19 protein-coding genes and 1 riboswitch are annotated in these 19397 nt (G+C 48.1%); of the genes, 18 read left to right on the forward strand and 1 reads right to left on the reverse strand.

Annotated features, from left to right (window positions below):
- The first annotated feature begins 21 nt into the window (after nucleotides 1-21).
- The 15 genes from HPY27_RS19550 (at nucleotide 22) to HPY27_RS19620 (ending at nucleotide 14851) form a co-directional block, all read left to right on the forward strand.
- Entirely contained in the window at nucleotides 22-1722 is a 1701-nt protein-coding gene (locus HPY27_RS19550; protein ID WP_069845543.1) for an AMP-binding protein, read from the forward strand.
- A gap of 151 nt (nucleotides 1723-1873) precedes the next feature.
- A complete protein-coding gene (locus tag HPY27_RS19555; RefSeq protein WP_017251081.1) occupies nucleotides 1874-2464 on the forward strand; it encodes a fatty acid metabolism transcriptional regulator FadR in 591 nt (196 codons plus the stop codon).
- 118 nt (nucleotides 2465-2582) lie between these two features.
- Complete coding sequence (locus HPY27_RS19560; RefSeq protein ID WP_173622389.1) at nucleotides 2583-3356, forward strand: enoyl-CoA hydratase; 774 nt, start codon at nucleotides 2583-2585, stop codon at nucleotides 3354-3356.
- Between the two features lie 52 nt (nucleotides 3357-3408).
- Entirely contained in the window at nucleotides 3409-4176 is a 768-nt protein-coding gene (locus HPY27_RS19565) for an electron transfer flavoprotein subunit beta/FixA family protein (protein ID WP_017251083.1), read from the forward strand.
- Nucleotides 4177-4196: 20 nt separating this feature from the next.
- Nucleotides 4197-5156 carry an electron transfer flavoprotein subunit alpha/FixB family protein gene (locus tag HPY27_RS19570; RefSeq protein WP_174225758.1) on the forward strand — a complete coding sequence of 320 codons (960 nt, stop codon included), beginning with the start codon at nucleotides 4197-4199 and terminating at the stop codon, nucleotides 5154-5156.
- Nucleotides 5157-5264: 108 nt separating this feature from the next.
- Entirely contained in the window at nucleotides 5265-5501 is a 237-nt protein-coding gene (locus HPY27_RS19575) for a hypothetical protein (RefSeq protein ID WP_254612940.1), read from the forward strand.
- 234 nt (nucleotides 5502-5735) lie between these two features.
- On the forward strand, nucleotides 5736-6053 hold the full coding sequence (trxA, locus tag HPY27_RS19580) for a thioredoxin (protein ID WP_007722428.1): 318 nt from the start codon (nucleotides 5736-5738) through the stop codon (nucleotides 6051-6053).
- A gap of 181 nt (nucleotides 6054-6234) precedes the next feature.
- Nucleotides 6235-7422 carry an ABC transporter substrate-binding protein gene (locus HPY27_RS19585; protein ID WP_174225759.1) on the forward strand — a complete coding sequence of 396 codons (1188 nt, stop codon included), beginning with the start codon at nucleotides 6235-6237 and terminating at the stop codon, nucleotides 7420-7422.
- Nucleotides 7423-7570: 148 nt separating this feature from the next.
- Nucleotides 7571-8437 carry a branched-chain amino acid ABC transporter permease gene (locus tag HPY27_RS19590; RefSeq protein ID WP_017251087.1) on the forward strand — a complete coding sequence of 289 codons (867 nt, stop codon included), beginning with the start codon at nucleotides 7571-7573 and terminating at the stop codon, nucleotides 8435-8437.
- Between the two features lie 14 nt (nucleotides 8438-8451).
- Nucleotides 8452-9414, forward strand: coding sequence for a branched-chain amino acid ABC transporter permease (locus tag HPY27_RS19595; RefSeq protein WP_026043288.1), 963 nt, complete (start codon nucleotides 8452-8454; stop codon nucleotides 9412-9414).
- 1 nt (nucleotide 9415) lies between these two features.
- Complete coding sequence (locus HPY27_RS19600) at nucleotides 9416-10177, forward strand: ABC transporter ATP-binding protein (protein ID WP_017251089.1); 762 nt, start codon at nucleotides 9416-9418, stop codon at nucleotides 10175-10177.
- A gap of 1 nt (nucleotide 10178) precedes the next feature.
- Nucleotides 10179-10892: an ABC transporter ATP-binding protein gene (locus tag HPY27_RS19605; protein WP_017251090.1), complete on the forward strand. Its 714-nt coding sequence runs from the start codon at nucleotides 10179-10181 to the stop codon at nucleotides 10890-10892.
- Nucleotides 10893-11017: 125 nt separating this feature from the next.
- Nucleotides 11018-11269, forward strand: a complete 252-nt coding sequence (locus tag HPY27_RS19610) for a DUF2164 domain-containing protein (RefSeq protein WP_106833037.1) — start codon at nucleotides 11018-11020, stop codon at nucleotides 11267-11269.
- A 38-nt stretch (nucleotides 11270-11307) separates the two neighbouring features.
- On the forward strand, nucleotides 11308-13089 hold the full coding sequence (gene uvrC / locus HPY27_RS19615; RefSeq protein ID WP_069845536.1) for an excinuclease ABC subunit UvrC: 1782 nt from the start codon (nucleotides 11308-11310) through the stop codon (nucleotides 13087-13089).
- Between the two features lie 102 nt (nucleotides 13090-13191).
- Nucleotides 13192-13379: riboswitch (Lysine riboswitch) on the forward strand.
- Between the two features lie 230 nt (nucleotides 13380-13609).
- Nucleotides 13610-14851: an aspartate kinase gene (locus HPY27_RS19620; RefSeq protein ID WP_017251093.1), complete on the forward strand. Its 1242-nt coding sequence runs from the start codon at nucleotides 13610-13612 to the stop codon at nucleotides 14849-14851.
- Between the two features lie 49 nt (nucleotides 14852-14900).
- Here the strand turns inward: HPY27_RS19620 and HPY27_RS19625 are convergent, their stop codons facing one another.
- Entirely contained in the window at nucleotides 14901-15353 is a 453-nt protein-coding gene (locus HPY27_RS19625; protein WP_017251094.1) for a YslB family protein, read from the reverse strand.
- Nucleotides 15354-15782: 429 nt separating this feature from the next.
- Between HPY27_RS19625 and HPY27_RS19630 the strand changes: the two genes are divergently transcribed.
- The 3 genes from HPY27_RS19630 to sdhB are packed head-to-tail and all read left to right on the forward strand — an operon-like array spanning nucleotide 15783 to nucleotide 18936.
- Nucleotides 15783-16394: a succinate dehydrogenase cytochrome b558 subunit gene (locus HPY27_RS19630; protein WP_007722458.1), complete on the forward strand. Its 612-nt coding sequence runs from the start codon at nucleotides 15783-15785 to the stop codon at nucleotides 16392-16394.
- A 19-nt stretch (nucleotides 16395-16413) separates the two neighbouring features.
- On the forward strand, nucleotides 16414-18168 hold the full coding sequence (gene sdhA / locus HPY27_RS19635; protein WP_007722462.1) for a succinate dehydrogenase flavoprotein subunit: 1755 nt from the start codon (nucleotides 16414-16416) through the stop codon (nucleotides 18166-18168).
- Nucleotides 18169-18186: 18 nt separating this feature from the next.
- Complete coding sequence (sdhB, locus tag HPY27_RS19640; protein ID WP_007722466.1) at nucleotides 18187-18936, forward strand: succinate dehydrogenase iron-sulfur subunit; 750 nt, start codon at nucleotides 18187-18189, stop codon at nucleotides 18934-18936.
- The last annotated feature ends 461 nt before the right edge of the window (nucleotides 18937-19397 follow it).

Genomic DNA, 19397 nt, shown 5'->3' on the forward strand with positions numbered 1-19397 from the left:
TAAGGGATGGAGGGAATGACCATGTCAAATGCCAAGCCTTGGATTGCCAATTACCCGCCCGAAACTGCGCCGTCATTGGATTACCCCCGTGTTCCTTTGACGCATTTTCTGGAGCAGTCTGCAGCTATGTATCCAGACAGTAACGCGATCTATTTCATGGGAAAAAGCATTACGTATCGAGAGCTTTTGCAGTTGTCATACCAATTTGCCAATGCATTGATCAAGCGCGGTGTAAAGAAAGGTGACCGCGTGGCGATTATGCTGCCAAATACTCCTCAAGCCGTCATCAGCTACTACGGGGCGCTTTTTGCAGGCGCGATCGTGGTCATGACCAACCCGCTGTATACCGAGCGAGAATTGATTCACCAAATGAACGATTCAGGCGCCGAGACCATCATCACACTGGATTTGTTGTACAAACGTGTTACCCAAGTCCGTGCATCTACCTCACTTCAACGAATCATCATCACAAGCATTGGCGATTTCCTTCCCTTATTGAAAAAATGGCTATATCCGTTCGTGCAGAAGAAACAAGGACAAAATCCGCAGGTTACATACAGCGCAGATATTGAACCTTTTCTTTCCGTCTTAAAAGAAAGCGCTACCAAGCCTGTAGAAGTACCAGTCGATCCGACCCAGGATATCGCACTCCTCCAATATACAGGGGGGACAACAGGTGTTGCCAAAGGCGTCATGCTGACGCACGCCAATCTCATTGCGAATGCAGTCCAGTGCCAAGCGGTCCTTTACAAGCTGAAAATGGGAAAGGAACGGATTCTGTGTGTGCTCCCACTGTTCCACGTGTATGGGATGACTACCGTGATGAACAAAGGCATTTGTATCGCAGCAGAAATTATTCTCGTTCCCAAATTCGACGTGAAACAAATATTTGAAATGATCGACAAGCGAAAGCCTACTCTTTTCCCAGGGGCACCAACCATGTATATCGGTTTAATCAACCACCCGGACTTGAAGAAGCATGATCTTTCTTCCATCGACGCATGTGTCAGTGGATCAGCTCCGTTGCCGATCGAAGTCAAGCTCAAATTTGAAGAGTTGACGGGCGGCAAGCTGGTCGAGGGTTATGGGATGACGGAGGCTTCTCCCGTCACACATTCCAATCCCATTTGGGAAAAAGGCATTACCGGAAGCATCGGAATGCCGTGGCCAGATACGGATTGCCGGATTGTGGATACGGCAACGGGAGATGAGATGCCCCAAGGCGAGGTCGGGGAGTTGGCTGTAAAAGGGCCTCAAGTCATGCTCGGCTATTGGAATCGCCCAGAGGATACCGCTGCCGTATTGAAGGATGGCTGGTTTTTGACGGGAGATATGGGCTATATGGACGAAAACGGCTATTTTTATATCGTCGATCGTAAAAAAGACATGATTATAGCTGGTGGCTTCAATATTTATCCGCGCGAAGTAGAAGAAGTGCTGTTTGAGCATCCCGCCATCCAGGAAGCAGCAGTCATCGGTGTCCCAGATCCGTACCGGGGCGAAACAGTCAAAGCATTCGTCGTTTTCAAGGATGGACAGCTCGCGAATGAAGCAGATCTGGAAGCGCATTGCAGACAGAGACTCGCCGCCTATAAGATTCCGAGACAATACGAGATTCGTACAGATTTGCCCAAAACCATGGTCGGAAAAGTATTGCGTCGCCAATTACAAGAAGAAGATAAGAAGAAAAGAGAAGCCCAGGAAGAAATCAAAACGAGCTAGTAGCTGATGTTTTGAGGCTTGCGATCCCAGGCGGAAAGCGGCCTTTTTTGCTGACCTCTTGCGATTGACAGAGGAGTGGCCCTGTATTACACTAATTATGAATGAGTGATCATTCATTTCGTCATCAATGTTAGTAAACATGGAGGTAGTTATGGCAAAGAAAACGGGGGAAAAGTATCAAGCCATTATTGATGCTGCTGTTCGAGTAATCGCCAGACAGGGCTATTACAGTGCCCAGGTATCGAAAATTGCGAAAGAGGCGAAGGTAGCAGACGGCACCATATACCTCTATTTTGAAAACAAGGATGATATTTTGATTTCACTGTTTAACGAAAAGATGGGCCTGTTTGTGGAGACAAACCGCAAACGCATTTCGGAAGCGACGACCATTGAGCAAAAGCTGTATGTACTCATTCATGCACACTTGAGCCAGCTATCCAAGGACCATGATCTGGCAAAAGTGACTCAAATCGAGCTGCGCCAATCCAGTCCGATCATTAGTGAAGGAATCGGCAACGTGATGAAGCAGTATTTTAACCTCATTGACGAAGTGATCGTAGCGGGTATGGAACAGGGTGTATTCCGATCCGATCTCGAGGTGCGGATTACGCGCAAAATGATTTTTGGAACGCTGGACGAAGTGACGACATCTTGGGTGATGAAACAGTGCAAGTACGACCTTGTCTCTTATGTTGATTCCATTCATAACCTCTTCCTGCTTGGTATGAAGGGAAAAGAATGAAAAGAAAAGCTTTTTTTGCATGAAAACGTTTGTTACAATGGAAACAGTAAGACTGAGCGATCGCTCGGAATGAAATAGTAGCTGTTTTTATATATGGGGAGAGTTTGGGGGGAGAGGAATGGCGTCGCATTGGAATGTAGAAATCGTTGATCGCGTTGCTACGGTTACGATTAGCAACCCGCCTGCTAACGCACTCAGTCAAGCAGTGCTCGGTCAATTGAGTGAACTTTTGGACCAGTGGGAAAATAACGATGAGATCAAAGCAATCGTTTTGACTGGCGAAGGTCGGTTTTTCATTGCAGGAGCGGACATCAAAGAATTTACCCAACTGAATCGGGATAATGCGGAAGAACTGGCGAAGAAGGGTCAAGCATTGTTCAATCGCTTGGAAACGTTCCCGAAGCCAATCATTGCAGCAATTAACGGTGCTTGCCTTGGCGGAGGATTGGAGCTTGCTTTGGCATGCCATATCCGCTTCGCAGCACCTGAGGCCAAGCTTGGGCTGCCTGAGTTGAATCTCGGACTCATTCCTGGCTACGGTGGTACGCAACGTCTACCGCGTCTGGTTGGCCGTGGCAAAGCGACACAAATGATTCTTACATCAGAGATGATCGGTGGCGAGGAAGCTTTGCGCATCGGTCTTGTGGAAGCGGTTTATCCCGTAGAGCAGTTGCTTGCAGAAGCACAAAAGCTGGCAGCTGTTTTCGCAAGTAAGAGTGCGATTACCCTGAAGTTTGCGCTAGTGTCCATCCATAACACAACGGAGCTTTCGTTATCACAGGGCTTGGAGCAGGAAGCAAAGCTATTTGGCGATGCATTCGCGACGGAGGACGTAAAAGAAGGCGTGACTGCTTTTCTGGAAAAGCGCAAGCCGCAATTCGCAGATCGGTAGTTAAGCATATAGCTTCACAAGTATGAGGTACCACTAAGGAGGAGGCATTCTGATGAATATCGTGGTTGTGTTGAAACAGACGTTTGACACAGAAGAAAAAATCGTCATCCAAAACGGACAAATTTCCGAAGATGGCGTTGAATTCATCATTAATCCCTACGATGAGTACGCTGTAGAGGAGGCAATCAAGCTCAAGGAAGATCATGGCGGGGAAGTAACCGTAATCAGCGTCGGCCCAGACCGTGCTGAAAGTGCGCTGCGCACGGCTTTGGCAATGGGCGCAGACAAGGCTGTTTTGGTGGATGACGAGTCTCTGTTCGGAGACGAATTCACGATTGCCAAAGTATTGGCTGCCGTAGCGAAAAAGGTTGGCTACGATATCATCATTGGTGGACAAATGGCTGTAGACTCCGGGGCTGGCCAAGGCGGTCCTCGTCTAGCAGAAGAACTGGGAATTAACCATGTATCGACTGCTGTGAAGCTAGAGGTGGACGGGACGAACGTACGCGTAGAGCGCGATGTAGAAGGTGACCTGGAAGTCGTGGAGACGAGCCTACCTGTTTTGATTACGGCTCAGCAAGGACTCAACGAGCCGCGCTATCCTTCTCTCCCAGGTATCATGAAAGCGAAGAAAAAACCATTGGATAGACTCGGCGCAGACGATTTGGGCATTACTGCGGATGAGGTAAAAGCAAAGACAGAAATCGTCGATCAGACATTGCCTCCGAAAAAACAGGCGGGTCGCATTCTCTCTGGCGAATTGGCAGCTCAAACGTCGGAATTGGTGCAACTGTTGCGCAATGAAGCGAAAGTGATCTAAGCGAGAGGGAGAGGATATCCATGAAAAAAGTACTTGTATTGGCAGAAGTACGTGACGGACAACTTCGCAACGTGTCGCTGGAAGCATTGACTGCAGCACAAGCATTGGCTGAGGGCGGCGAAATTGTAGCAGGTGTATTCGGGGCAAATGCAGCAACGCATGCAGTGTCATTGGGTCAGCATGGTGCGAGCACGGTGTATACGGCTGATCATACAGCGTTAGCACAGTACACGCCAGATGCGTATGTGCAGGCACTCACGCAGTTGATTGAGCTAGCTTCTCCAGATGCAGTTGTTTTGGGTCACACCGCGATCGGTCGTGACATCGCACCTCGCGTAGCAGCGCGACTCGGTTACGGTCTGGTTTCAGACGTAACAAGTGTAGAAGCGGGCCCTGTCTTCATTCGCCCGATCTATGCAGGAAAAGCGACGCAAACGCGTAAATTCGTTGATGGAACAACATTTATTACGATTCGTCCAAACAACATTGCCATCGGCGCTGCGGACCCTTCGAAAACGGCAGTGGTGGTACCAGTTGAATTGGAAATTAAGGATTTGCGCACGATTGTAAAAGAAGTTGTAAGAAAAACAAGCGGCAAAGTAGACCTTTCCGAAGCAAAAGTCGTGATTTCCGGTGGACGCGGAGTGAAGAGTGCAGAAGGCTTCCAGCCATTGAACGATCTGGCAGAAGTACTCGGTGCGGCTGTTGGTGCATCTCGTGGCGCTTGCGACGCAGACTATTGCGATTACTCCATGCAGATTGGACAGACAGGTAAGGTTGTTACACCTGATCTATATATCGCATGCGGGATTTCGGGAGCGATTCAGCACTTGGCTGGTATGTCCAGCTCGAAAATCATTGTTGCCATCAACAAAGATCCGGAAGCGCCAATCTTCCAAGTGGCTGATTACGGTATCGTAGGTGACTTGTTCGAAGTGCTGCCATTGCTGACGGCTGAGTTTAAAAAAGTGTTGGTATAACAGAAAAACGGTAACAAGGCGCTCCTATTGGGGCGCTTTTTTTGTCCGCAAGGCTTACTTCATGCTTTCCTTGCTTGGTATAATAGGTAGTAAGGAGAGGGGATCGGGATGAGCGAACAGCTTTTGCAACAACTGATACACATGGTGGCGGAGAATAACCGATTGGTTAAAGAAACGCAGGAGGAGCTACGCGAGTTTAAGAAAGAAATGTATGATTTTCGGAATGAGATGTATGATTTTCGGAATGAAATGTATGCGTTTCGTGACGAGATGTATGCGTTTCGTGATGAAATGTACGAATTCCGTGATGATGCTACGCGCCGATTAGACAGACTGAAACGCTAAAACAAGCACATCGATGCAGACCTTGATCTAGTGCATCGGAAAGTCAGTGATCACGAACGGGAGATCAACCGGCTAAAACAAGTCGGGCAATAAGGTGCAGCCAGACTGGACAAACTAAAGTGAGAAGTGCAGGGCAAAGTGTGGAGCGGCGTAGTCAATTTGGTGTTTGAATGATATACTGATAACCGTTAGGAACCTTTATTTAGCAATTGAAATTCAAGGAGGTAACTTCTCATGGCAATTGTAAATGCTACTGACCAAAACTTTTCCCAGGAAGTAGAGCAAGGCGGTACAGTCCTGGTTGACTTCTGGGCTCCATGGTGCGGCCCTTGCAAAATGATCGCTCCTGTACTGGAGCAAATCGACGGTGAAGTGGGCTCCCAGCTCAAAATCGTCAAAGTAAACGTGGATGACAACCCAGATTCTGCTGGTCGTTTTGGCGTAATGTCCATCCCAACGCTGATCGTATTCAAAGACGGTCAACCAGTTGACAAAGTGATCGGCTTCCAACCAAAAGAAGCGCTCATGGCAACTGTAGGCAAACATCTGTAATCGCAAAGCAACGAGTGAAGCGGCATAGCAATATGCCGCTTTTTTATGTTTGGATACGGAATTCTGAACGATCGTTTGTCAAAAAATTAAGTTTACTTGAGCGAAAATAATTGCGTTTTTAGAATACTTTGATTAAACTTCATATATTCAATTTATTTCGATAATAGAGGGGGCTTTTCTAATGAAGGGATTTCATTTGATGCGCTCGCTGGCGGCGATCTCGCTAGGGGCGGTATTGATGGTCGGATGTTCGAGCGGAGGAAATACAAGTGCTCCTGCAGCAGGAGAAGGTGGCTCCGGGCAAGCCGCTAGCACTGACGGACAAGAGATTCAGGCACAAATCGGTGTGGTTGGTTTCCTCTCTGGTTCTGGGGCAGCTTATGGAGAAGCGCAAAAAGCAGGATTGGAGCTGGCGTTGGGCGAGCTGAATGAAGCGAACAAAGGCAAGCTCAAGATCGAACTGAAGTTTGAAGACTCCGCCGGAGAAAAAGAAGGCGCGATTAATGCGGTAAATAAACTGATTAATCAGGATAATGTCGTGGCGATCATCGGACCGACACTTTCCGGTGAAATGTTTGCTGCAGGACCAGTTGCAAACGAGGCCGAAACTCCGATTTTTGGTATCTCCAACACATCAGAAGGAATCAATGATATCGGGGAGTATGTGTTCCGAAATTCTTTGCCTGAATCCATTGCGATCCCGACAGCTATGAAAGCAGCTGTGGAGAAAAATGGCTTGAAAAAAGTAGCACTTATCCACGCTTCTAACGATGACTTCTCCGTGAATGGTTACAAAGTCATGAAAGCAACCGCTGAAAAGCTGGGCTTGGAGATTACCAGTGAAGCGACTTTCGCAAATGGTGATGTGGACTTCTCGGCACAATTGACCAAGCTGAAACAAACAAACCCAGACGCTTTGCTTGTGTCGGCTTTGTACAAAGAAGGCTCTATGGTTGTGAAAAAAGCACGTGAGTTGGGCTTTACAGGGACAATTCTTGGTGGAAATGGTTTTAATAATCCGAAAGTTTTTGAAATTGCAGGTCAAGCTGCTGAGGGCTTGATCGTTGCGACTCCATTCAGCCCTGAAAAGAAAGATGATAAAGTACAAGCCTTCGTAAAAGCATTCGAAGCTAAATACAACAAAAAGCCTGACCAGTTCGCAGCCCAAGCATACGACTCGCTGTACATCATGTCGCAGTCACTGCTTGCCGCAGGAAAAGCAGATCGCGAAGAGTTGCGCGGACAATTGGCTCAGCTGAAAGACTTCACAGGTGTATCCGGCAAACTGTCTTTTGACGAGAAACGTAATCCGATTGGTGATGCGGTTGTCGTTGTCGCAAAAGAAGGCAAATTCGTCCCGTTTGAATAGGATTGTGCCCGGGGTCGCTCCGGGCTTCTTTTTCTATCCGTTATCTCGCTGGATCAGTAAGTACCAGATCATGTTCTTCGCTTGCTGATCCAGCGAGAATAACTTAATCATCGTTGGATAGTAACCACTTAACAGTGAGGTGAGGCAATTGTTTTGGCAGCAATTAGTCAACGGTTTGACAGTTGGTAGCACTTATTCATTGATTGCATTGGGCTATACGCTCATTTTTGGTGTCTTAGGAATCATTAATATGGCACACGGCCAAATTTTTATTTTTGGATCACTGGTTGGCTTGGTATTGATGACCAGCCTGAATATGCCTTTAGGGGTAGCGCTGATTGTGGCGATCGTGATATCGGCCATTTTGGGTCTTGTGCTGGAGTATACAGCACTTCGCCCACTTCGTAAAAAAAATGTACCCCATCTGGCATCCTTGATCAGTACGATCGGATTTGCCATTTTGATGGAGGAAGCCATGCACAAGTTTTTCGGTGCTGACTCCCGTGCGTTCCCACAATCCTTTGGGGATACCACTTTTGACTTGGGGCTCATTCAAATTCGCAGCGTCGATCTCGTTATTTTGGGGATTTCTGTGTTGCTGATGTTCGTCCTGCATTTTTGGATACAAAAAACGAAAATGGGAAAAGCCATTCGCGCGACGGCTGAAAATACGGATACAGCAAATATTTTGGGGATTAACACGAATATGGTCATTGTCGTGACCGTCATGCTTGCGTCGGCACTGGGAGGTGTCGCCGGCATATTGATCGGGATGGCGTACTCTGCTCTCATTCCGACGATGGGGATGACGCTTGGCTTCAAAGGTTTGGCTGTTTTGATTTTAGGCGGGGTAGGCAGCATTCCTGGGGCCATGGTGTGCGGCGTATTGCTCGGGATTATCGAGGTGTTTACCGTCGCATACGGAGACTCGTCGTATCGAGATGCGGTTGCTTTTGGCTTGATCATTCTCATTTTGCTCTTGAAGCCGGAAGGACTATTTGGACGCAAAGCGTAAGGGAGGTGCAGACAATGGACATTCTCAATCCATATAACTTACAGGTACTGACTTTTATCTTGTTAAACAGTATTTTGGCGATCAGTATTTACATTACACTCTCGACAGGCCAGCTTTCTTTGGGACATGCGGGCTTTATGAGCATTGGTGCTTTTACGGCGAGTATTTTGACAAAGCAAGCGGACATGCCTCTGTTTATCGCCATCATAATCGGGGGACTTGCGGCAGGGCTAATTGCACTGTTGATCGGTGCTCCGACATTGAAGCTCCACGGCTTGTACCTGGCCATTGCTACGCTTGGCTTTGGTGAAGTGATCCGCGTTATTTTTCTCAATATGGAAATTACAAATGGCGCCCTCGGACTGACCGGACTTCAATCGATTGGCAATTACTTATACGATTTTGAAAAAGCAATGGGGTTAAAAGCGCAAACCTTTGGCATTTCGGTCATGCAAATGAAGTCATTATCGACCTTTGTGTTTATGCTGCTCCTGTTTGCCTTCGTTCTTTTCCTGACGCTGCGTCTGAACCGTTCTCGTCTCGGGCGAGCTTTTGAAGCGATCAAAGCAGACGAAACGGCGGCACGAGCGATGGGATTGCAAGTCAACTATTATAAGATGCTTGCTTTTGTGATCGGTTCCATTTTGGCTGGTGTATGTGGAGGATTGTTCGCCCACATTACGACGACCATTACGCCAGATGATTTTAACTATCATAAAGTCGTAGAGATTCTGTCTTATGCCGTGATCGGCGGCAGCGAAGTGGTATGGGGGCCGCTGTTTGGTGCCTTGGTTTTGACAGCACTGCCGGAGGTACTACGTGGTTTGGCCGAGTACAAAATGCTCATGTACGGTTTGATCATGGTCGGTGTAATGGCGTTCCGTCCGCATGGCTTGATTGGTGCCGATACGTTCCAAAAGCTGTTCAAGCGTCGTCGGGGCAAGCCATCGGACAAGGAAGCGAAGGGGGGAGTATAAGATGTTGCTGGAACTTGCGAACGTAGGAAAAAGCTTTGGCGGCATCACCGCTCTTCGTGACGTTTCTTTTACGGTCGGAGAGGGCGAAATTGTCGGCTTGATTGGTCCGAATGGTGCGGGCAAAACGACCATTTTCAATATGGCAACGGGCATATTCGAACCAACTACGGGCACCTTTTCTTTTGCCGGACAAAAGCTAAATGGGGTGGCGCCTAACAAAATTACCGAAATGGGGATTGCAAGGACGTTCCAAAATATTCGCCTCTTCGGTCACATGAGTGCGCTGGACAATGTGAAGGTAGGATGTCATTCGCGCATGAAGGCGGGCTTCTGGGCTTCCCTTTTGAAAACCCCCGGACAACGTGCGGAAGAAAAGGCTGTTACCAAAAAAGCAGAGGAGCTCCTCGAATTCGTGGGCTTGTCTGACATTGCTGATGTTCGCTCGGATACATTGGCTTACGGTCAACAACGGCGTCTGGAGATTGCGCGGGCACTGGCTACTGAGCCAAAGCTTTTGCTTTTGGACGAGCCTGCTGCGGGAATGATCGAGACCGAGACAAAAGCGCTCATGGAGCTGGTCAAAAAAATTCGCGATGACGGGACGACTGTCCTGTTGGTCGAACACGATATGGGATTGGTCATGAACCTGTGTGAAAAGGTTGTATGTATCAACTTTGGGGTCAAAATTGCTGACGGCACCCCGGCAGAGGTACAAAACAATCCAGATGTGATTGAAGCTTACCTCGGCAAGGAGGACGAATAAGATGCTGAATATACAAAACTTGACGACCTCCTACGGTCAAATCAAGGCAATTCGTGGGATAACGCTGGAAGTGCCTGAGGGAAAAATCGTCTCGCTGATCGGGGCGAACGGAGCGGGAAAAACCACAACCATGCGTACGATTGCAGGTCAACTGAAGCCTGAAGCAGGGACGATTACGTTTTGTGGTCAACGCATAGAGGGTTCGAGACCCCATCAGATCGTAAAAGCCGGATTGGCGTTGGTACCAGAAGGGCGTGCGATCCTCGGGAAGATGACCGTGCTGGAAAACCTGGAAATGGGCGCATTCCAGCGCAACGATGCACAAGGCATCAAGGACGACATGGAAAAGATGATGACCTGGTTCCCCATCCTGAAGGAACGGCTTTCCCAATTGGGAGGGACGATGTCTGGCGGTCAACAGCAAATGCTAGCCATTGCTCGCGCATTGATGTCTCGACCGAAGCTGCTGCTTTTGGACGAGCCGTCGATGGGCTTGGCTCCCATCGTGGTGTCGGACATTTTCAAGGTGATCAAAGAAATCAATGCGGAAGGTACAACCGTCCTCATCGTGGAGCAAAATGTCAAACAAGCCCTCAAAATCGCTGATTACGGGTATGTACTGGAGGCAGGGCAAATCGTGTTGGACGGCACAGGAGAAGCGTTGTTAAACGACGAGCGTGTAAAAGAAGCATATTTGGGTGGTCGCAAGCACTAGTCTGCCTGTAAAAAACTGTCGCCATGGAATGAGGCGGCAGTTTTTTTCGTCATCATTCCATGGTACTATAAAGGATAGAACGTATATTCTCTTATGATGCGAAATAGGGAAGGAAGCCGGATACGATGCCAGCCAAATTGACGAGAGAGCAAATGGAATATCTTGTTCATCAAGTACAACGCTATTTTAAAGAAGAACGGTCGGAGACACTCGGCAATTTGGAGACGGAAGAGTTGATTGCCTTTTTCTCAAAAGAGCTCGGCCCCTTCTATTACAATCAAGGGGTGCAAGACAGCCGCAAGCTGCTGATGGAACGGATGAGTTCCTTAGAAGATGAACTGTATGTATTGGAAAAACCAATTCACAAGAACAAATAGATGCATGGCAGATATAGAGCAAAGAGGAGGGAGCAGCCATGAACAGCTCCTTAAAAGATAAGCTGGCCGTCCTGCCAGATAAGCCAGGCTGCTACCTGATGAAAAATGCGAGCGGGGAAATCATTTACGTAGGAAAAGCCAAGGTACTGAAAAACCGCGTCCGCTCTTATTTTACAGGCAGTCATAACGGGAAGACGCAGCTGTTGGTCAGTGAAATCGTGGACTTTGAGTACATTGTGGTATCCTCCGCGATTGAGGCGCTCATCCTCGAGTGCAACCTGATCAAGGAGCACGATCCGCGTTACAATGTCATGCTCCGCGACGACAAGACGTATCCGTACATCAAAATTACGAATGAGGCGCAGCCACGCCTGGAGATTACCCGTAAGGTATTAAAAGATAAAGCCAAGTATTTCGGTCCGTATCCGAATGCCGGAGATGCCTCCGAGGTGAAGAAGCTGCTGGATCGCCTCTATCCGTTGCGCAAGTGCCGCAATATGCCCAAGCAGGTTTGTCTTTACTACCATTTGGGACAATGTTTAGCGCCCTGTGTGTACGAGGTATCGGCAGAGGAAAATCAGCGTTTGGTGGATGAAATCAGCCGGTTCCTCGATGGTGGCCACGAGGAAATGAAGCAAACTCTCACGGAAAAAATGCTGCAAGCCGCTGAAAACATGGAGTTCGAACGAGCCAAGGAATATCGCGATCAGATCAAGAGCATCGAAGCGGTGATGGAGAAGCAGAAGATCACGTTCACGGATACGGTAGACCGCGACATTATCGGATTTGCTGTGGAAAAAGGCTGGATGTGCATTCAGGTGTTCTACATGCGAAAAGGGAAGATGATCGAGCGTCAGACAACTTCTTTTCCATACTATGGAAGCGAAACCGAGGACTTTATGTCTTATGTGAGCCAGTTCTACTACGATAAACAAAATGCGCTACCAAAAGAAATTTTGCTCCCGCAAGAGAGTGAACCGGAGCTTTTGGGTGAGTGGCTGGGCATCAAAGTCCATGCTCCGAAAAGAGGCAAAAAGCATGAGCTCGTGAAGATGGCTTCCGAGAACGCCCGTATTGCTTTGCAGGAGAAGTTCGCGCTGATGTCCAAGGACGATGCTCGTACAGTCCAAGCGGTACACAATCTTGGTCACATTTTAGGGATTCCGGTTCCTCATCGAATTGAAGCGTTTGACAACTCCAACATTCAGGGAACAGAGCCTGTGTCTGCAATGATTGTGTTTACAGATGGTCGCCCTGACAAAAAGGAATACCGCAAATTCAAGATCAAAACCGTCGAGGGGCCAGATGATTACGGCTCCATGCGCGAAGTGGTTCGCCGTCGTTACTCACGCCTGCTGAAAGAAAACCAGCCGATGCCTGACCTGATAGTGATCGATGGTGGAAAAGGCCAAATCAGTGCGGCTATGGACGTGCTGGAAAACGAGCTGGGTCTCTATATTCCCGTCTGTGGACTTGCGAAGGACGAGAAGCACCGTACCGCTCAGCTCATGTACGGAGATCCGCCAGAGCCTGTGAATCTTAGACGTGATAGCTATGAGTTTTATTTGTTGCAGCGCATCCAAGATGAAGTCCACCGTTTTGTTATTACATTCCACAGACAATCCCGGACAAAAACGATGCTCTCCTCGCAGTTAGATGAGATCCCGGGTATCGGTGAGAAGCGACGCAAGCTGTTGTTCTCTCATTTTGGCTCGTTGAAAAAAATGCGAGAGGCGACCGTTGAAGACTTCCGCCAATTAGGGATCGGTGACAAGCTGGCAAAAGAAATCATCGGGCATCTGCGCAAGCTGGACACATAGCACATGTAACTTTTTGAACAACCTCTAAAAAGGAATTGATCCATTTTTAGACTCATGATATAATCCGATTCAAACAGAATAGTTAGCCTCACTTCCATTATGGAGTGAGGTAGAGGCGCGAAAACCAAGAGTACCACCCTGAGATCGGGAATCTGTGAAGGGGACGGGAAAGGGGAATTCGCCGAAGTGTGGAGGGAAACCCGCTTTTCTCCATGCTGGGTCTGCGTTGAACAAATGCAGGACTGTCATCTGCACAATGACCAATTGTCAGATGGAGAGCTATCTCACGGTGTGTCAATGTGAGTTTTGATGGTGATGACTGTCAATCTTCGTTGTCCGCGTGTATTGGGAGGGAGGAACCGGTATGTCGAAACAGTAGGCAGCGGCAGGTCTTATTCCTTGTCGGTGCCTTTTTTGTAAAATAAAATGCAAGATTTTTCCTTATAGAGAGAATAGTGAAAAACCATACGATACGAGATAAATACCAATATTGGATATGAGAAAAAGGGAGAGAAGCCGCATGGGGTTGATCGTGCAGAAATATGGAGGCACCTCTGTAGGTACCATTGAGCGAATTTTACGAGTTGCGGATCGAATTGTCAGCTACAAAGAGGAAGGGCATGATGTGGTAGTCGTTGTTTCTGCAATGGGCAAATCTACTGACGTGTTGGTAGATATGGCCAAGCAGATTAGCGCATACCCATCCGAGCGTGAAATGGATATGCTGCTGACCACGGGGGAGCAGGTATCGATCGCGCTTTTGTCGATGGCCTTGCATACAAAAGGCTACGACGCCATTTCTCTTACGGGCTGGCAGGCTGGAATCACCACGGAGGCGATTCACGGAAGAGCACGGATCAAGCAGATTGATCCAGAGCGGATTCAATCCGAGCTCGGCCGTGGTCGTGTGGTGATCGTGGCAGGATTCCAAGGGATCAGTGACGAAGGTGAAATTACGACGCTCGGCCGCGGTGGATCGGATACATCTGCGGTTACACTCGCAGCGAGCTTGAACGCTGAGAAATGCGAAATCTTTACAGACGTGTCCGGGGTGTATACAGCTGATCCGCGAGTGGTTCCAGCTGCGAGCAAGCTGGATACGATCTCGTATGATGAGATGCTGGAGTTGGCGAACCTCGGTGCAGGGGTTCTTCATCCAAGGTCAGTAGAGGCTGCGAAAAAATACAAGGTAAGGCTGGTCGTCCGCTCCAGCTTTACTGCCGAAGATGGTACGTACGTTGAGGAGGTTGCCAACATGGAAACAGGAAGAGTAGTAAGTGGAGTTGCACACGATGAAGATGTAGCCAAAATCACGGTTGTCGGCATGCCTGCCAAGGTCGGGACGCTCTCCCGTCTGTTCAATACGCTGGCGGACAATCAGGTGAACGTCGATATCATTATCCAAAGCTCTTATGATGCGTCTGTTACGAATATTTCTTTTACAATTGCAGCGGATGACCTGAAAAAAGCACTGGATACGCTGGACAGAAACAAAAACGAGCTTGGCTTTGAAAAAGTCGATTTCGAGGAAGGCTTGACTAAGGTATCGATTGTTGGCTCAGGCATGATCAATAATCCAGGGGTAGCTGCCGAAATGTTCCGTGTCCTGGCAGAAAAAGAAATTTCTATTAAAATGGTATCTACGTCTGATATCAAGGTTTCTTGCGTCATTCCAGCAGCCTTGACGGAGCTGGCTGTTCGCAGTCTTCATTCGGCATATGGTCTGGATGTCGAGGAAACTGCGGTCGTGCACGGAGTATAAAACATGGATGCTCCCTCTCCCTTTGTTATAGGTAGAGGGGGCATTTTCTTCATGACGCCACTTGTACAGATATACGTATGTCAGAGGAGCTTTCCATTTCGATTTTGCTGAACGCTTCTCTTTCTTTCCATTGCTCAATCATACCAGCAATGATCCCAGCCTCAAAAGAAAGACTGCATCCTAGTCTTTCGATAGACTGGTAGCTAAAAATGGAATGAGTAAGCGAATAGACAATAGTTTGCCCGGACTCCTCCACGACGTCGAGCTGGCCTAATCCGAGCCGAATAAAAGGCATAATCGGGCCTGTTGCAGATTGAATGGGGATTTGGCGGCCCATATTTTTTCCAATCCAATAGAGAATATGGTTTTCACTATCGCCTAGCAGGGTGCTAGTCAGCGTTTCGCGTAGAAGATGATAGCCAAGATAGGGCATATTCATTCGTTCCGCATAGGGAATGGTCTCTGGCGGCAACAGTGCTGCAAGCTGATCCTTCTCTTTCATATGTGCTTCCCTCCTGTCTGTACTAGATTATGAGGAGGGACTCGCATTCATGACATCTTAATAGAAAAAATAGCTGGACTAAACAAAGTTATTCTATCAATGTATTTAGTACATTGATTGTCTTGACGCTATGTGTCGACAAGAGTACAATTGGATTTGGTCAAAGTTTTGCCCAACTTTTTCTCGAATTTTGACACATTCCGACAAATTCATGTGATCTAGCGAACGCAGTCTTTTTGTGAACAGCGTCAAGACGCTCTTCATAAAATGATCGTGGCGGTTTTGCTATGTCTAATGGGTGAGGCAATGGGTTAGGATATTGGGGAAAGGTCTATCAAAACGGCCGAAAACCGTTTTGGACTGCTTGCGGTGACGCTTGACGTTTTTCACAGAATTGAGAGTTACATACATTGAAAGGGGGACCATTGTATGGCGAAAGGCCATAGCTTTCTCAGTCACAAGCTACACTCACTTCTTGGTTTGTTTCCGATCGGGCTCTTCCTCGTGTTCCACTTGACAGCCAACTATCAAGCGACTCGTGGGCCTGAAGCTTTCAACCAGGCCGTAGGCTTCATTGAAAGCCTTCCATTTCTGTTAGTACTTGAATTTGCCTTGATCTACCTCCCGATCCTGTTTCACGCTGTTTACGGTCTCTACATCGCGTTCCAAGCGAAGCATAACGTAGGGAACTTCGGTTACTTCCGAAATCAAATGTTCTTGTGGCAACGCGTTACAGGAGTCATTACCCTCATTTTTATTGTTTGGCACGTTTGGGAAACTCGTATCCAAAAAGCACTGGGTGCACACGTGGATTATGACATGATGGCAAACATTTTGAGCAGTCCTGCAATGATCGTATTCTACACAATCGGGATTATTAGCACGACTTTCCACTTCTCCAACGGACTGTGGTCGTTCCTGGTTCACTGGGGAATTACAGTTGGGCCGCGTTCCCAACGCATTGCAACATTCCTGACTTTGGGCGTATTCGTAATTGTAACCTTCATCGGCTTGCGTGCGATGTCGGCTTTCATTTTGTAGGGATAGGGGGACTAAACTCATGGCAAAAGGTAAACTGATCATTGTCGGTGGAGGTTTGGCCGGCTTGATGGCTACCATCAAAGCAGCAGAAAAAGGCGTTCCTGTTCAGCTGTTCTCCCTGGTTCCGGTAAAACGTTCCCACTCTGTCTGTGCGCAGGGCGGTATTAACGGTGCGGTAAATACCAAAGGGGAAGGCGACTCCACATGGGAGCACTTCGACGATACAGTATATGGCGGAGACTTCTTGGCAAACCAACCGCCAGTTAAAGCAATGTGCGATGCAGCACCTGGCATTATCTATATGTTGGACCGTATGGGTGTTATGTTTAACCGTACGCCAGAAGGTTTGTTGGACTTCCGTCGTTTCGGAGGAACCAAACATCACCGTACCGCTTTTGCGGGTGCGACAACTGGACAACAGCTCTTGTACGCATTGGACGAACAAGTACGCCGTTATGAAGCTGAAGGTCTGGTAACCAAGTACGAATATTGGGATTTCCTCGGAGCCGTTTTGGACGATACAGGAACCTGTCGCGGGATTACTGCGCAAAACATGCGTTCCGGTGAAATTCAATCCTTCCGTGCGGATGCCGTTATTTTGGCAACAGGCGGACCTGGTATCATCTTCGGTAAATCGACGAACTCGATTATCAATACAGGTACAGCAGCGTCTGCGGCGTATCAACAAGGGGTTATTTACTCCAATGGTGAGATGATCCAAATTCACCCAACTGCAATCCCTGGAGACGACAAGCTGCGTCTGATGTCCGAGTCTGCTCGTGGTGAGGGTGGCCGTGTATGGACGTACAGAGACGGTAAGCCTTGGTACTTCCTGGAAGATAAATACCCTGCATACGGAAACCTGGTTCCGCGTGACATCGCGACTCGCGAAATCTTCTCCGTTTGCGTAGATATGAAGCTGGGTATCAACGGCGAAAACATGGTATACCTCGACCTGTCCCACAAAGATCCAAAAGAACTGGATGTAAAATTGGGCGGTATTATCGAGATTTACGAAAAATTCGTTGGGGATGACCCACGTAAAGTTCCAATGAAGATTTTCCCTGCGGTTCACTACTCCATGGGCGGTATGTGGGTAGACTACAATCAAATGACCAATATCCCTGGTTTGTTTGCAGCAGGTGAGTGCGATTACTCTCAGCACGGTGCAAACCGTTTGGGTGCGAACTCCCTCCTGTCCGCTATCTATGGCGGTATGGTAGCAGGTCCAAAAGCAATCGAGTACATCAAAGGCTTGAACAAATCCTCTGATGATCTGTCTTCCACGCTCTTCGACGGTTTTGCTAGCCAAGAGCAAGCGAAATACGACAGCATCCTGAAAATGGACGGAACAGAAAATGCTTACCTGATCCACAAGGAACTGGGTGAGTGGATGACTGACAACGTAACGGTAGTACGTTACAACGACCGTCTGCAAAAAACGGATGATAAGATCGTTGAACTGATGGAACGCTACAAGAAAATCAACATCAACGATACGAATAAATGGAGCAACTCCGGTGCGGCGTTTACCCGTCATCTGTGGAACATGCTCGCACTGTCCCGTGCGATCACGATCGGTGCGCTCAAGCGCGACGAGAGCCGCGGTGCTCACTACAAGCCTGATTTCCCAGAGCGTGATGACGAGAACTTCATGAAGACGACAATGGCGAAGTACAATGCTGAAACGACTGCGCCTGAAATCTACTATGAAGACATCGACGTATCCCTGATCGCACCACGTAAGCGTGACTATACGTCTGACAAGAAATAAGAGAGGAGGAAACTGATCATGGCAGAAAAATTGATTCATTTGATTATCACTCGTCAAGATAGCCCTGACAGCACTCCGTACAAGGAAGAGTTCAAGATTCCTTACCGTCCTGGTATGAACGTGATCAGTGCTTTGATGGAGATTCAACGTAATCCACTCAACGCACAAGGTCAAAAAACGTCTCCAGTAAACTGGGAATCGAACTGCTTGGAAGAAGTATGCGGTGCGTGCTCGATGGTTATTAACGGAAGACCGCGCCAAGCTTGCTCGGCACTGGTAGATAAGCTGGAACAGCCGATTCGTCTTGAGCCAATGAGCACCTTCCCTGTACAACGTGACTTGTCGATTGACCGCAGCCGCATGTTCGATGCGCTGAAACGCGTAAAAGCGTGGGTTCCAATCGATGGTACGCATGATCTGGGACCAGGTCCTCGCATGCCGGAAGTTGAGCGTCAATGGGCGTACGAGCTTTCGAAGTGCATGACGTGCGGTGTTTGCTTGGAAGCTTGCCCGAACGTGAATGCGAAGGCTGAGTTCATCGGTCCGTTCGCGATTTCGCAGGTTCGTTTGTTCAACCAGCATCCAACGGGTATGATGAACAAGCATGAGCGTCTGGAAGCCCTGATGGAAGATGGCGGTATCGGTGATTGCGGTAACTCGCAAAACTGCGTACAAGCATGTCCAAAAGGTATTCCGCTCACAACTTCGATCGCTCACATGAACAAAGAAACAACCAAACATGCAGTGAAGAAGTTCTTCTTCTCTTAATTGTTTGCAATAGAAAAGGCGTGCACCGGTGATCCGGAATGCACGCCTTTTTTTAGTTTAGGAAAGTTTGTTTAAGTGCTTACTGTATATGTCGCTGTAGTGGAGAGAAGAATATTTCCAGGCTAGGCTCCAGGCTCCGTCCTGCTGGGGGATAAGAATGTCCGCTCCGAAGGGATTTGCGGGGAAACGCAAAAGTGGTAGCCGCTTCGTAGCACGGGCACGTTGCGTTTCTTTTGCCCGCAAATCCCTTCTCCGCTCGGTAGGACTCCACAAGTCGCTACGCCTGGAAATATTCTTCTCTGTCGTAACAGATGAGGTATTTCATTCTTTGAAGGATTTAAAAAAGCGGATCACATGGAAAGATCGTAGAGGAAACAGGAGAAATAAGCGAAGATCTTAGGGACACCGACCGAGACGCAATGCAAAAAGCGAAACACGCTCTTAAGCGTCCACCTCTGAAA

Origin of the sequence: Brevibacillus sp. HB1.1 (assembly GCF_013332445.1) — a bacterium.
Lineage (GTDB): Bacteria > Bacillota > Bacilli > Brevibacillales > Brevibacillaceae > Brevibacillus > Brevibacillus porteri.

What these genes read in the sequence shown, in the direction of transcription:
- HPY27_RS19625 (WP_017251094.1), bottom strand. Translation starts at nt 15,353, where the DNA reads ATGAAAGAGAAGGATCAGCTTGCAGCACTGTTGCCGCCAGAGACCATT.
- sdhA (WP_007722462.1), top strand. Translation starts at nt 16,414, where the DNA reads ATGGCAAAAGGTAAACTGATCATTGTCGGTGGAGGTTTGGCCGGCTTG.
- HPY27_RS19560 (WP_173622389.1), top strand. Translation starts at nt 2,583, where the DNA reads ATGGCGTCGCATTGGAATGTAGAAATCGTTGATCGCGTTGCTACGGTT.
- HPY27_RS19620 (WP_017251093.1), top strand. Translation starts at nt 13,610, where the DNA reads ATGGGGTTGATCGTGCAGAAATATGGAGGCACCTCTGTAGGTACCATT.
- HPY27_RS19550 (WP_069845543.1), top strand. Translation starts at nt 22, where the DNA reads ATGTCAAATGCCAAGCCTTGGATTGCCAATTACCCGCCCGAAACTGCG.
- HPY27_RS19605 (WP_017251090.1), top strand. Translation starts at nt 10,179, where the DNA reads ATGCTGAATATACAAAACTTGACGACCTCCTACGGTCAAATCAAGGCA.
- HPY27_RS19585 (WP_174225759.1), top strand. Translation starts at nt 6,235, where the DNA reads ATGAAGGGATTTCATTTGATGCGCTCGCTGGCGGCGATCTCGCTAGGG.
- HPY27_RS19565 (WP_017251083.1), top strand. Translation starts at nt 3,409, where the DNA reads ATGAATATCGTGGTTGTGTTGAAACAGACGTTTGACACAGAAGAAAAA.
- HPY27_RS19600 (WP_017251089.1), top strand. Translation starts at nt 9,416, where the DNA reads ATGTTGCTGGAACTTGCGAACGTAGGAAAAAGCTTTGGCGGCATCACC.
- HPY27_RS19610 (WP_106833037.1), top strand. Translation starts at nt 11,018, where the DNA reads ATGCCAGCCAAATTGACGAGAGAGCAAATGGAATATCTTGTTCATCAA.
- HPY27_RS19575 (WP_254612940.1), top strand. Translation starts at nt 5,265, where the DNA reads ATGAGCGAACAGCTTTTGCAACAACTGATACACATGGTGGCGGAGAAT.
- uvrC (WP_069845536.1), top strand. Translation starts at nt 11,308, where the DNA reads ATGAACAGCTCCTTAAAAGATAAGCTGGCCGTCCTGCCAGATAAGCCA.
- sdhB (WP_007722466.1), top strand. Translation starts at nt 18,187, where the DNA reads ATGGCAGAAAAATTGATTCATTTGATTATCACTCGTCAAGATAGCCCT.
- HPY27_RS19595 (WP_026043288.1), top strand. Translation starts at nt 8,452, where the DNA reads ATGGACATTCTCAATCCATATAACTTACAGGTACTGACTTTTATCTTG.
- trxA (WP_007722428.1), top strand. Translation starts at nt 5,736, where the DNA reads ATGGCAATTGTAAATGCTACTGACCAAAACTTTTCCCAGGAAGTAGAG.
- HPY27_RS19555 (WP_017251081.1), top strand. Translation starts at nt 1,874, where the DNA reads ATGGCAAAGAAAACGGGGGAAAAGTATCAAGCCATTATTGATGCTGCT.
- HPY27_RS19570 (WP_174225758.1), top strand. Translation starts at nt 4,197, where the DNA reads ATGAAAAAAGTACTTGTATTGGCAGAAGTACGTGACGGACAACTTCGC.
- HPY27_RS19630 (WP_007722458.1), top strand. Translation starts at nt 15,783, where the DNA reads ATGGCGAAAGGCCATAGCTTTCTCAGTCACAAGCTACACTCACTTCTT.